The following is a 13,446-nucleotide window of genomic DNA, read 5'->3' as shown; positions in this document are numbered from 1 at the left end:
CCTCTAACTCTTGTTATCTATCCAATATCCATACAAAGCCATCAATTTTTCCGCCAACTCTTTTACGCTATCAGGCTTACCAACATGGGCATTGGCACCAAGTGACAAACTTCGCTCTTGTTCTTCCTTCATATCTGAAGTGGAAAGCACAATGATGATCAACGGATCAAAGCGACTGTCTGCACGAAGCTCAGACAGCCACTCTAACCCTGTTTTAACGGGCATATTCAAATCGAGCAATAACATTAGACGCGATTCCTGTACTTGCACAGAATATTCTTTGTCTAAGTAGTCAGAAAATGCCTGACTGGTCTGAAAATGCTGAAACGACCAGCGCGTATTAAGCCTCTTTAATGCTGTCTGCACCAAAAAAGCATCCTCTAGATCGTCGTCAAGCATCAACAACCGCGGTTGTGTTGCGTTAACTGCCATCGTTCACTGCCATTTTTTTGGGTAATTCAATAATCATCGTCGTACCCACCCCCTCTTTTGATCGAGCAGTAATGGAGCCTCCATGACGCATGACTATTTTGCGACAAATGGCCAACCCCATTCCGGTACCTGAATAGGATTGCTTGTCATGTAACCGCTTGAACACATCAAAGATTTGCTCGGCAAATGCTTGCGCAAAGCCAATCCCGTTATCCTGTACTTTAAGATACACAAAATCATCGTCTTGGTTACCCGAAATGGTCACGATGGGAGCGCGATTAGGGTCGCGATACTTCAAGCTGTTACCAATTAAATTTTGAAACAACTGCCGCATTTGCACTGGATCCGCGTTCACATCAGGCAAAGTGTCCGCAATCTGAATGTCGGCATTCGACTCTTCCACGAGCAGCTGCAGATCCTCTAACACTTCCTCTAGCAGCGGATTTAAACGCAATGTTTTAAAAGGATTAGCCTTAGATGTTACACGGCTGTAAGCTAATAAATCCGATAACAGATCACGCATTCGTTGCGCCGCATTAACGATGTAACCAGAGAAGACTTTACCTTCTTCGTTAAACTCTCCGTATTCCCCTTCCTGTAACAGTGTAGAAAAGGAAATGATTTTACGCAGTGGCTCGCGCAAATCGTGGGACGCAATAAACGCAAACTCCTGCAACTCGCGGTTCGACAATTCCAACGCCTCATTGCGCTTATGAATACTTTTTTCGTAGGCTTTGCGCTCACTGATGTCGACCACTGCAGCAACAATTTCGGTGCCACTTTCCAACGCAACGGGGTGCAACCCTACTTCCAATGGCACATAAGACCCGTCAAATCGGGCACCGTATAAATCACGGCGGGCACCCATTTTTCGTTTCGAAGGGTGTTCCTGAAACTCAGATCGATCCACCACATGTCGTTCGCGAAATTCCGTCGGCACTAAGCTCTCGACTGATTTGCCAATCAACTCTTCTACTTTACAACGAAAGATAGACGCCACCATGCTATTGGCCTGAGTAATCAACCCCTCTCGATTCACAACCAACATACCATTCGGAGCCGACTCAAAAATGCTGGTCATACGCTTTTGTGCTTGCGCGGTTGCATGCATCTCTTGTTCCAGCTTGCTGTGGATTTCTTGCAGCTCCCGAGTCCGCTGTTCCATCGCTCGTTCTAGCGAATTGTATAAACGACGCTGCTCTTCCTCAGTGGCTTGCAGGCGACGCACGTCATCTTGTAAACACCGATTGCGATCGAGTAAGTGCTGGGAACGCTGACGTTCACGCCAACTAAAAACAAATGACATCAGCACTAGGATCATTAAGAAGCCAATCAGAAAGACAAGATCAAGCTGAGTAAATACATGAGCCTCCATGGCACCTCCTTGGTGGTATGGGTACACCACAGCCAATCCCATTATAGTTGAAGATGATTGACTCATGAGGACACGGGCACAAAAGAGCTTCATTCAAGAAGGGATTGAAGGAGAGAATATCGAGCTTGCAAGACTTTGATACATTTGGTTGCTCTACTTTACCACTTGCGTGCATAAGGTTTGCTACATTTACCCTGTCTAAGTGAGCATTTTTTATGCTGATGACCTAGATTTAAAAAACGTTAGTTACAGAGTCCCACAATAATAAATAAGGGTTACTGACCATGAAGAAAATTGCATTAGGTTTATCAAGTCTTGCCATTTCTGTTGCAGCGGCGACAGCACACGCAGGTGAAGTAGAAGTTCTACACTGGTGGACTTCCGGTGGTGAAGCCGCGTCGATCAACGTTCTTAAGGACTTGATGACAGAAGAAGGCCACACTTGGAAAGACTTCGCAGTTGCTGGCGGCGGCGGTGAATCTGCAATGACCGTTCTAAAATCGCGCGCGATCGCTGGTAATCCACCAGCTGCGGCACAAATCAAAGGCCCTACCATTCAAGAATGGGGTGATCTAGGCTTCCTAACCAATCTCGACGCTGTGGCTGAAAAAGGCCAGTGGGACGTTGTCCTACCGCAAGTGGTGAGTGATGTTATGAAATACGATGGCCACTATGTAGCCGCACCGGTTAACGTACACCGCGTCAACTGGCTATGGGCAAACCCAGAAATCTTCAAAAAAGCTGGCGCTTCTATCCCAACCACTTGGGACCAATTCTTCGAAGCGGCTGACAAAATCAAAGCAGCAGGTTTCACACCGCTGGCGCACGGTGGCCAAGCGTGGCAAGACGCGACACTGTTTGAAGCGATTGCTTTGTCTAAAGGTTCACGATTCTACACTGCAGCATTCGTCGGCCTAGACGATGCGACGCTACGTGGCGAAGATATGATTGATGTGTTTAAAACCTTCAAGAAAACACGAGACTACGTAGACTCAGGTTTCTCTGGCCGTGACTGGAATATCGCTACCTCGATGGTGATCAACGGTGACGCCGCGATGCAAATCATGGGTGACTGGGCCAAAGGTGAGTTTACCGCAGCAGGTAAAAAAGCCGGCATTGACTACGTGTGTTATGCAGCACCAGGTACAAGCGGCCAGTTTACCTTCAATATTGACTCTCTAGCGATGTTCCAAGTGGATGACAAAGATTCGCAAAAAGCACAACAAGACCTTGCGCGTCTGATGCTTGAGCCAACCTTCCAAGAAACATTCAACTTGAACAAAGGTTCAATCCCTGCTCGTCTAAATATGCCACGAGATAAGTTCGATACCTGTGCGCATTCTTCTATGGATGCCTTCCTAGCTAGCTCTACAACGGGCGACTTAGTGCCAAGTATGGCGCACGGCATGGCCGTCAACTCCATGGTGCAAGGTGCGATCTATGATGTGGTGACAAACTTCTATAACAGCGAATCAATGACCGCTGAAGAAGCAGTCGATCGTCTCGCTCGTGCTGTTAAAGCGAGCATGTAATACGCGTTAACACCGAGGCCAGTCATTAGGCTGGCCTCCTTCTCTCCTCTAAAGTAGAAGCGCCCTAATATGAATAATAATGCCGCCAAAGCTGGGTCTGGAGCGACTCAAGCTGGTCGTCCTGCGCGCCTAAGTTTGGCCGATTGGATGCCCAAAATCGTCATGGCACCGACTGCTGTTGCAGCGATCGTGTGTATCTACGGCTATATGATATGGACTGCCGTACTGTCTTTTACCAACTCTCGTATGTTGCCATCGTACAACTTCGTCGGCTTTGACCAATACGAGCGTTTATTTATGAATGACCGCTGGTTAGTGGCTCTATCCAACCTAGGTGTCTTCGGCGGCTTGTTCATTCTAATTTGTTTGTTCCTTGGCGTGATGCTAGCGATTTTCCTTGATCAGAAAATTCGCGCTGAAGGCGCGATTCGTACCATTTACCTTTATCCAATGGCGATTTCATTTATCGTGACCGGTACCGCGTGGAAGTGGCTTTTGAACCCAACCAACGGCATCGAGAAAATGATGATCGAATTGGGCTTTGAAGATTTCCGTTTTAACTGGTTATCCGATCCTGACATGGTGGTTTACTGTTTGGTCATCGCGGCGGTTTGGCAGGCATCAGGCTTCGTCATGGCCTTGTTCCTTGCGGGTCTACGTGGTGTCGACAGTGAAATGATTAAAGCGGCACAGCTTGACGGTGCGGGCATCATTACCACCTACCGTCGCATCATTTTGCCATCGCTCAAACCGGTATTTTTCAGCGCTCTAGTGATCCTTTCGCACATTGCGATTAAGAGTTTCGACTTGGTCGCGGCCTTGACCAACGGTGGCCCAGGTTACTCCTCTGACCTGCCGGCGAACTTTATGTACGCCCACGCTTTCACCCGCAGCCAAATCGGTCTTGGTGCTGCATCCGCGATGGTGATGTTGGGCTGTGTGCTAGCGATTCTTGTTCCTTACTTGTACTCAGAACTACGAGGTGAGCGCCATGAGTAATGTTGCAAAACGCCAAACCTCAACCCTAGATAAAGCCCTACGCATTGCCTTGTACATTGCTTTGCTAGCAATGGCTGCGGTCTATCTAGCGCCATTCTTAGTGATGTTGCTAACGTCTTTAAAAGACGTGGAAGAAATCCGTTCTGGCACACTGCTCTCTTTACCAGGATCATTGAACTTCGATGCGTGGTCTAAAGCGTGGAGTGGTGCGTGTACCGGTAGCCAATGTGAAGGCATGGCGCCGTACTTCTTTAACTCGTTCCAGATCGTTATCCCTGCGGTAGCGATTTCAACCCTGTTGGGTGCGTTGAACGGTTACGTGATTTCACACTGGAAATTCAAAGGCAGCGATGTGTTTTTCGCAGCGCTTCTTGTGGGCTGCTTCATCCCATTCCAAGTGATTCTACTTCCGATGGCTCGTACTCTGGGCTGGTTGGGCATTGCCAACACCACCACTGGTTTGGTGATGGTACACGTAATTTACGGTGTGGCATTCACAACACTGTTCTTCCGTAATTTCTATCAATCTATCCCAGCAGAGCTAGTGAAAGCCGCACGTCTAGACGGTGCCGGTTTCTTCACCATCTTCTACCGTATTATCTTGCCGGTCTCGACGCCAATCATCGTCGTAACGGTTATTTGGCAGTTCACGCAGATTTGGAACGACTTCCTATTTGGCGTGGCGTTCTCTGGCTTCGACACACAACCTGTGACGGTGGCCCTTAACAACCTTGTCAACACCAGCTTCGGTGGTAAGGAATACAACGTCGATATGGCCGCTGCCATCATCGCCGCCCTACCAACGCTTGTGGTGTACATCTTGGCAGGTAAGTACTTCGTACGCGGTCTAACCGCTGGTGCGGTGAAAGGCTAAGTCTTAAAGGTTTATTTAATAAGGTTGACGGCCAGCGACAACACCCGCTGGCCAGTGAAAGAATTTGGAGAAAAAATAATGGCAAGTTTAACGATTGATAATGTAAAAAAACGCTACGGCCAAACGGAAATCCTAAAAGGCATCAACATCTCGATTGAAGCGGGTGAATTCCTAATCTTGGTCGGCCCATCAGGCTGTGGTAAATCCACACTGATGAACTCGATTGCAGGCCTAGAAGACGTATCTGAAGGTCGCATCCTAATCGGTGACAACGACGTGACGTACGCTAGCCCAAAAGACCGCGACATCGCCATGGTGTTCCAGTCCTACGCCCTGTACCCAAACATGACCGTTGCCGAAAACATCTCGTTTGGTCTTGAGATGCGTAAAGTGCCAAAAGAAGAGCGCGATGCGGAAGTGCAACGTGTCGCAGACATGCTGCAAATCGGTCATTTGTTAAAGCGTAAACCGGCTCAGCTTTCCGGGGGGCAGCGTCAGCGTGTGGCCATGGGTCGCGCTCTAGCACGTCGCCCTAAGATGTATCTATTCGACGAGCCGCTATCCAACTTGGATGCCAAGCTTCGTGTAGAAATGCGTACTGAAATCAAAAAGTTACACCAAAAACTGGGCACCACCATTGTCTACGTAACCCACGACCAAATCGAAGCCATGACCCTTGCGGATCGCATCGCGGTCATGAAAGACGGTGAAGTACAACAACTGGGCACACCACAGGAAATCTACGACAACCCAACCAACTTGTTCGTGGCAGGATTTATGGGCTCACCAGCCATGAACTTCGTGCCAGCGAAAGTGGTTGAGCAAAACGGTACTTACGCCCTAGAGCTGCAAGCAAGCAAACCGACCGTTGTGCCATTCCCAAAACCTGACAGCCTAAAAGCTTACGCTGGCAAAGAAATTCTACTGGGCCTTCGCCCTGAGATGATCACAGAACCTCAGCCACACAAAGAAGGCGCCGAGTTTGTCGTGACAGCCGATATTGATGTAGAAGTCACCGAGCCGATGGGCGCCGATACCATGGTTCTGACACGCATCTCCGAGGCTGAAGTAAACTGCCGCTGCAACCCTGCCTACCCAGTGAAAGCCAACGAAACCGTTGCCATGATGTTTGATACCTCAAAAGCCGTCGCCTTTGATAAAGACTCCGGACAGCGTATCGACAACTAACGTTTAGCCGTTCTTTCGGTAAACTTTATGCCGGCCTTAGGGCCGGTTTTTTTTGGCTTTACAGCAAAGAAACTATCTAAGCTTGCAACAAAAGGCGGAGTTGTATTGTCAGGTATTGGCGTAGCAAAAGGTGCATACGACATGTGCCAAGCCAGTAGCCGACATGAGAAAAACGAAATTTCCGTAGAAACTATAAGTGGTATTGTTGGGGGCCTAGCAGCTGGTGCAGCGGCTGCTTTTCTATTGATGAGCCCTGTAACTTGGATTGGTGTTATAGTAATTGGAGCTGCATCAGCATTAGCTGGCTATGGTACTGGGAAAAAAGCTCGAGAGTTCTATAACAGTAGAGGAGAATCTTTTGATTTAGTTTCTTTAACTAGAGCGGATTCTATTTGTAACTTTTACTCCGAACCACTTTCTCCTGAAGTATTAAAGTATTTAAATGACATAAACTCTATGAGATCACTTTAAAGGAAAGAGATATGCTTTCTGTAACCCAAGAAACTGGAACTATCCTTTTCTACATTATGTTTTCAGTGTTGTTTTCGGGAATTTTCACCCATATGTTATTATGGCCTTTATTGACCATAACAACACCAAAAAAACTTCTGAAATCTTATTTCACTCCCCCTCACTTTACTCAAAATGAAATGAGCCTATATGATAATTTCCCAACTTCAGCCTGGCGAACAATGATTTTTGGCTGGGCGATTACACTACCGTTTTCGGCAAAGAAAAGACGCCTAGAGGATTGTGGAAAAGCTATGCCATTGTGGTACAAAGTTCCCCTTTATATTTTATGTGCCCACACCATTATAATAGTAACTGTTGTACCAACCATAATGCTAATCCTAGAGTTCTCATAAAATCAAATATCTAACAGAACAGAAAACTGACTATATAGACCCTCTAGACTAAATTTTAGGCAAAACAACTACTTAAATAGTTATAATAGCCCAAAATATATTGATAAATATCTTCCTTATCAGGCCTTTAAGGCGTAAATTTGACCTTATCCACCTTACAATATCAGAAGTGATATTTAGCTATAAAAATCATGATAATTAAAAAGCACTCTAAAGGAAGAAATGAGTCTCACACAATCAACGTTTGATAGCCTTGCAAGCATATTGTTCTTTTACATGATATTTGCTTTTCTTACAGTGCCTACGCTTTGGTTATTATTAACCTTTATCACCCCTAAAAAGGTATTAGAAAAATATTTAAAGCCTCCTCACTTCCAAGATAGCGAAATAGAAATAATGACCAGTTTTCCAACATCGTTATTGCGAACTTCTATTTTTTCTTGGGCAACTTTGTTCCCATCATTAGGAAAAAAAAGGAGCCTGATGAACATAAGAAACAATATGCCAAAATGGTATAGATGCTTAATTTCGTTATGGATGACAATAGTAATACTGTCAATGGTAATAATTTTTGGCGGCCTTTTATTCTTGCCAAGTGTTAAGATAGTTTAATTTAAAAAATAAAATAACACTCTTCTCGATCGAAAATTAGTCTTCCTATTACATGGGAATCTTATTTTCAACGTCTATTCATAAATCCGTCCATTAGGTCAATTTTCGCCTCGCAGTTGTCATCTCATTGGGTTACATTGTTTAGCAAGTGAGCAGCCGTCTCACGATGGAACCTTGAAGCCCTGCTTCGTTGAATGAACTCGATCGTAGAACAAAGGACAACAAAATGAACGCAAATCGCTTGATCGCCCAATTTGCACTGTCGGGCGTGGTTATCGCTTTAGCTGGCTGTGCCAGTATCAGCAACACGGATGCACCAAGCTCGCCAATGTGGCAAGCTGGAAAGGAGTACCATCTGACCATTTTGCACACCAACGATCATCATGGTCGCTTCTGGCAAAACAGCAATGGCGAGTACGGTATGGCTGCTCGAAAAACGCTGATTGATAATATTCGTGAAGAAGTACTGCTCGAAGACGGTAATACGCTTCTATTATCTGGCGGTGATATCAATACCGGGGTACCTGAATCCGATTTACAAGACGCTGAGCCAGACTTTAAGGGCATGAACCTATTGAAGTATGACGCGATGGCACTGGGTAATCATGAGTTTGACAATCCAATCGAAGTTCTCAGAAAACAGCGCGACTGGGCTGGTTTTCCATTTCTATCTGCCAACATCATCGATAACAAAACCGGTAAACCGTTATTTGATGCCTATAAAATCTTTACTGTAGATGACCTACGTGTCGCTGTGGTTGGCTTTACCACAGACGATACTGTGAAAATAGGCAATCCCGAATACCTTGGCGGCATCACGATCAAATCGCCGATTGAAGTGGCTCAAGACCTAATTCCTGTACTGGAGCAAAAAGCCGATTTAATCGTCGCTGTGACTCATATGGGACATTACGATGACGGTAACCATGGTGGTAATGCGCCAGGGGATGTCACCCTTGCTCGAACCGTGCCCGGCATTGATGTGATCGTTGGTGGGCATTCACAAGACCCACTGTTTGAACCAGATGTGCAAAGCGGTACTCTGATCCTACAAGCCCATGAATGGGGCAAATACGTCGGTCGCCTTGATATGACCATCAAAGATGGCGCCATCGTTGCCTCTGACTATGAGCTCATTCCTGTGAACTTGAAAAAGAAGGTCACTAAGTCTGACGGATCTAGCGAGCGCGTTTTTATTGATAAAGAAATCGCTCAAGACCCAGTGATGCTAAGCATGCTGCAACCATATCAAGATATCGGCCTAGAAAAGCTCAACATCGAGATTGGTTTTACCGATGGTCCACTTGTCGGCGAACGTAAGCAAGTCCGCGCACAAGAAACCAATCTGGGCAATCTAATCGCCTCAGCAATGATGAAGAAAGTCCATGCGGACGTGGCGGTGATGAACTCTGGCGGTATTCGCGATAGCATTCCAGCAGGTAAAATTACCTACAAATCCGCACTACAAGTGCAACCTTTTGCAAACGCGGTTGCCTACGTTGATTTCAATGCCGAGGAGCTAACAGCCTACCTGTCTGCCGTGGCAGGGAAGGAAGCGGGGACGGGCGCCTTTGCTCAAACCCGAGGCGTGTCTTTGGTGATGAAAGACGGTAAAGCGACCAACATCAAAGTGGGCGGCAAAGCCTTAGAAGCCGACAAAACTTATCGTGTTGCCATGAACAGCTATACCGCGAGTGGAGGCGATGGCTACCCGAAAATTTCGGATCATAAAAACTACGTTAATTCCGGTTACGTGGATGCCGACGTACTAGCGGAATACATCAAAGACTACTCCCCTATTTTAATCAGCGACTACAAACCAACTGGTGCCGTGGTTCGCTAAACCTTCGCAACATGCCAAAGGGTGCCCAACCCTTTGGCATTTATTGATCCATATCCTACTCTTATATATTTAGAATTTTCTAATATTAAGATTTTTTCTATACTGATCCCATCAATCAAGCTTCTTGAGGACATCATGATGAAAACAAATGTAGGTGGTATCGATAAGATTTTACGAATTGTTATCGGTGTACTATTGATCGCACTGGCCTTGTTTGGGGTCATTGGAGTATGGGGCTACATTGGCGTGATTCCGCTCGCCACTGGACTGTTCAACTTCTGTGGTTTATATGCATTACTAGGCTTCAGCACGAAAAAGTAGCCATCGACCAATGCAATGAAAAAAGGGAGTCCAAATGGACTCCCTTTCTCGTCTAACGATAGATTATGACTCTTGAAACAGTGCTTCACGCTGCATTGCCATGATTTCGTTAATACCCTTACGTGCCACGGCTAGCATACCCATCATGTGTTCATCACCGAACGCCGCACCTTCTGCCGTACCTTGGATCTCGATAAAGCCGCCTTTATCGTTCATGATCACGTTCATATCCGTTTCCGCGCTAGAATCTTCTGGATAGTCCAAATCCAGCACTGGCGTACCTTGATAAACGCCCACAGAGATCGCCGCGATTTGAGAAACGATTGGGTTCTCTTTGACTTTCTTACTTTCTACTAGCGTTTTCACCGCGTCTGCTAGGGCCACAAAACCACCAGAGATCGACGCTGTGCGCGTACCGCCGTCTGCCTGAATCACATCACAGTCGATGGTGATGGTGTATTCACCCAGCTTTTTCAAATCCAGTGCAGCGCGTAAAGAACGACCGATCAAACGTTGGATTTCTACCGTACGACCGCCCTGTTTGCCGCGTGCTGCTTCACGGTCCATACGGCTATGGGTCGAACGTGGCAACATGCCGTATTCAGCTGTAATCCAGCCTTGACCTTTACCTTTCAAAAAACGTGGCACACCTTGTACAACCGTCGCGGTACAAATCACTTTGGTATCACCGCATTCCACTAATACGGAGCCTTCCGCGTGCTTCGTGAAGTTACGCGTAAACTTCATTGGACGTAATTGATCTGCTGCTCTACCGCTTGGACGCATAAAAGTCTCACTGTTATTCGTTACTAAAGCGGTGATTATAACGAACCTTGGCAAAAATGACTGCCCATCCTGACGGGAAAGTCAGACTTAGGTTACACTAACCAGATCTTTTATTTAGCTGCTAGGAATTGATATGACTGCAAGCATGACCGCTTTTTCGCGCCAAGAAGCCGTATACGACTGGGGCACCATCAGCTGGGAAATCCGCTCAGTAAACCAACGCTACCTTGAGCCACACTTCCGCCTACCAGAGCAATTCCGTGAATTGGAATTTGGCTTCCGTGACAGCCTACGTAAAAAGCTAAACCGCGGTAAAGTAGAATGTCAGCTACGTTTCTACGCCGAAGACACTGCTGCCAAAGGCCTTAACATCAACGCTGAAAACGCCCAAGCCCTAGCTAATGCAGTGAAAGAACTGGGCACTTGGTTTGATGGCATCAAAACGCCTTCACCTCTGCAAATCCTACAATGGCCAGGCATCCTAAGCGATGCAAGCGCTGACGCAGATGAAATGAAAAAAGCCGTGATCGCGCTATTTAACACAGCCTTAGACGATATGATCAGCGTGCGTCAGCGAGAAGGTGAGCAACTTAACGCCATCATCGAAGAGCGCCTAGACAGCATCGACGCCATCGTTGCCGATGTAAAAGAAAAGCTACCAACGATTATCGCTGCACAAAAGCAGAACCTACTGGATAAGCTAGAAGCCGCCAAAGTCGAGCTAGACCCAATGCGTGTCGAAGCGGAAATCGTCATGCTGGCACAAAAAGCCGACGTGGCCGAAGAAGTGGATCGCCTAGCGACCCACACCAAAGAAGTCCGCCGCCAGCTCAAAGAAAAAGGCCCCATCGGCCGTCGTCTAGACTTCCTAATGCAAGAACTCAACCGCGAAGCCAACACGCTATCGTCTAAGTCTATTGTGGTAGAGACAACCAACAGTGCGGTGGAATTGAAGGTGTTGATTGAACAGATGAGAGAGCAGATCCAAAACATCGAATAGTTTTTTTACCCGTCCAAGAATGTCTTAAAAGCCCTGTTATTTGCTTGTAAATACAGGGCTTTTTTATTTTTCCCGTCCAAATCGGTTTGCAGATGTCCGTTACCAGTTGCTGTTTAAGTGGTGGGCAAAATGGTGGGCAAGACCTGTTTTTTTGACTCAATAAGCAAAAAGTCAAGGTATCTGGTGAGCAGATTTTTGCATCTATCTCACCACCGCCTTATGCCATCTCCACTTATCGTGCTGCTTGCAGATTGTTCAATCACTCAACTATCGAACCAATCGATAAACAAACAGTGGTGGGCAATGGTGAGCAAATTTTAACGATTTCTTAGGAATATAGAGTAACAAACGATGGCAAAACTAACCGCAACTCAGGTGCAGTCTTATGCTCGCACCGCAACAGCAAACAAAAAATACAGTGATGGGAATGGCCTATATTTTTGCGTAAGAAAATCTGGCATGCCGTATTGGATGCTAAGGTATACCAGCCTAAACGGACGACGAGAAGCCACGCTCGGTCAATATCCAAGCATGACCTTAGCAGAGGCTCGACTTGAATCATCTAAAATGCAGCTACAACTTCAGCAAGGTGAAGACCCATTAGCAATCCGTGCTATTGAAACCATCCCAGAGATCCAAAATGTCAGTCAGCTGTTTCAAGACTGGTATGCCAAAGACTTAAGTCGCCGATTAAAGCACCCGAATATACCCAAACGTGTTTTTACCAAAGAAATTGCACCAGTGATTGGTCAACTTCCTATCCAAGCCGTGCGGCCAACACATGTACGTGAAGTATTGGAACGCATTCGAGAAAGTAACCGCCCTACCATTGCCAACGATACCTTGATGTACATGAAGCAGCTGTTTCGACATGCGATAAAGCTCGACTTAACGCTGAACAACCCCGCCGCAGCATTTACCGTGGACGATGCCGGTGGCGTGGAGTCCAGTAAAGACAGGATGCTTAGCAAAGAGGAAATTCACTACGCCTTTAGCGTGTTTCATACCCATATCAATAGCTTTGGCCGCGACAACTACCTCGCTTGCTGCCTGTTTTTGGTATTGGGCGTGCGCAAAAGCGAACTGTGCGAAGCCATGTGGCGTGAAATGGATTTAACCACGGGCGTATGGGACCTACCCAAGGAACGAAGTAAAACTGGCGTCCCAATCAGCATTCCCTTACCACGCCAAGCCATTGCCTGGTTTAACGAGCTACAAATCCGCGCTTGTGGCTCGCCTTATGTTTTTCCAGCCAGACGAGCAAGCCATCGTCCACATATGGGGCCAGATACGCTAAACCGCGCCATTTCTAAACTCTTTGGTCGCGAGCCTGGGCGCAAAAAACAGCCACCGAATAAAATGGGCAAGCTTGAACACTTCACCGTACACGATCTGCGCCGCACCTTTCGCAGCCTTGCCGCCTCTTTGGGCATTGCAGGCAATGTGGCCGAACGCTGTCTTAACCATAAGCTAAAAGGCGTTGAGGGTATCTACGACCGCCACGATTACTTTGAAGAGCGCCGAATTGCCCATCAAACCGTAGCTGATGTGGTTGAACCACTGGTGAACTTTGAGCACCCTTCACAGCACAACACAGGAGGGCATTAACATGCAATTT

13 protein-coding genes are annotated in these 13,446 nt (G+C 46.8%); 10 read left to right on the top strand and 3 right to left on the bottom strand.

The features are described from left to right. Positions 1-3: 3 nt before the first annotated feature. Together ASC49_RS16800 and ASC49_RS16795 are read right to left on the bottom strand one after the other, a co-directional pair. Complete coding sequence (locus tag ASC49_RS16800; protein WP_055464401.1) at positions 4-432, bottom strand: response regulator; 429 nt, start codon at positions 430-432, stop codon at positions 4-6. Continuing rightward, positions 422-1,873, bottom strand: coding sequence for a sensor histidine kinase (locus ASC49_RS16795; protein ID WP_162265220.1), 1,452 nt, complete (start codon positions 1,871-1,873; stop codon positions 422-424). Before ASC49_RS16795 ends, ASC49_RS16800 begins: the two co-directional genes overlap by 11 nt. A gap of 218 nt (positions 1,874-2,091) precedes the next feature. Between ASC49_RS16795 and ASC49_RS16790 the strand changes: the two genes are divergently transcribed. From ASC49_RS16790 to ASC49_RS16750, 8 genes are all read left to right on the top strand, one after another. Beyond that, positions 2,092-3,339, top strand: coding sequence for an ABC transporter substrate-binding protein (locus tag ASC49_RS16790; RefSeq protein WP_055464400.1), 1,248 nt, complete (start codon positions 2,092-2,094; stop codon positions 3,337-3,339). Between the two features lie 69 nt (positions 3,340-3,408). Next, the gene (locus ASC49_RS16785; protein WP_055464399.1) at positions 3,409-4,338 is read left to right on the top strand and encodes a carbohydrate ABC transporter permease; all 930 of its coding nucleotides are present in this window, start codon (positions 3,409-3,411) and stop codon (positions 4,336-4,338) included. Continuing rightward, positions 4,331-5,212 (top strand): carbohydrate ABC transporter permease, encoded by an 882-nt coding sequence (locus ASC49_RS16780; RefSeq protein ID WP_055464398.1) that lies wholly within the window; start codon positions 4,331-4,333, stop codon positions 5,210-5,212. Before ASC49_RS16785 ends, ASC49_RS16780 begins: the two co-directional genes overlap by 8 nt. A 78-nt stretch (positions 5,213-5,290) precedes the next feature. Then, on the top strand, positions 5,291-6,400 hold the full coding sequence (locus tag ASC49_RS16775) for an ABC transporter ATP-binding protein (RefSeq protein ID WP_055464397.1): 1,110 nt from the start codon (positions 5,291-5,293) through the stop codon (positions 6,398-6,400). Positions 6,401-6,427: 27 nt separating this feature from the next. Beyond that, positions 6,428-6,871, top strand: a complete 444-nt coding sequence (locus ASC49_RS16770) for a hypothetical protein (protein WP_055464396.1) — start codon at positions 6,428-6,430, stop codon at positions 6,869-6,871. A gap of 11 nt (positions 6,872-6,882) precedes the next feature. After that, positions 6,883-7,266 carry a hypothetical protein gene (locus ASC49_RS16765; RefSeq protein WP_055464395.1) on the top strand — a complete coding sequence of 128 codons (384 nt, stop codon included), beginning with the start codon at positions 6,883-6,885 and terminating at the stop codon, positions 7,264-7,266. Positions 7,267-8,104: 838 nt separating this feature from the next. After that, positions 8,105-9,721: a bifunctional UDP-sugar hydrolase/5'-nucleotidase UshA gene (gene ushA, locus ASC49_RS16755; protein ID WP_055464393.1), complete on the top strand. Its 1,617-nt coding sequence runs from the start codon at positions 8,105-8,107 to the stop codon at positions 9,719-9,721. Between the two features lie 135 nt (positions 9,722-9,856). Then, a complete protein-coding gene (locus tag ASC49_RS16750; RefSeq protein ID WP_407067176.1) occupies positions 9,857-10,042 on the top strand; it encodes a YgaP family membrane protein in 186 nt (61 codons plus the stop codon). Positions 10,043-10,105: 63 nt separating this feature from the next. Here ASC49_RS16750 and rph read toward each other — a convergent pair whose 3' ends face one another. Next, on the bottom strand, positions 10,106-10,828 hold the full coding sequence (rph, locus tag ASC49_RS16745) for a ribonuclease PH (protein WP_055464391.1): 723 nt from the start codon (positions 10,826-10,828) through the stop codon (positions 10,106-10,108). Positions 10,829-10,961: 133 nt separating this feature from the next. Here rph and ASC49_RS16740 point away from each other — a divergent pair, with 133 nt between their 5' ends. Together ASC49_RS16740 and ASC49_RS16735 are read left to right on the top strand one after the other, a co-directional pair. Beyond that, positions 10,962-11,828 (top strand): YicC/YloC family endoribonuclease, encoded by an 867-nt coding sequence (locus ASC49_RS16740; RefSeq protein ID WP_055464390.1) that lies wholly within the window; start codon positions 10,962-10,964, stop codon positions 11,826-11,828. 351 nt (positions 11,829-12,179) lie between these two features. After that, positions 12,180-13,436, top strand: a complete 1,257-nt coding sequence (locus tag ASC49_RS16735) for a tyrosine-type recombinase/integrase (protein WP_055464389.1) — start codon at positions 12,180-12,182, stop codon at positions 13,434-13,436. Positions 13,437-13,446: the final 10 nt, after the last annotated feature.

Origin of the sequence: Marinomonas fungiae (assembly GCF_001418205.1) — a bacterium.
In the GTDB taxonomy this organism is placed as follows: Bacteria; Pseudomonadota; Gammaproteobacteria; order Pseudomonadales; family Marinomonadaceae; genus Marinomonas; species Marinomonas fungiae.
The sequence above is the reverse complement of the archived record's forward strand: the minus strand, read 5'-3'. Positions and strand labels throughout refer to the sequence as shown.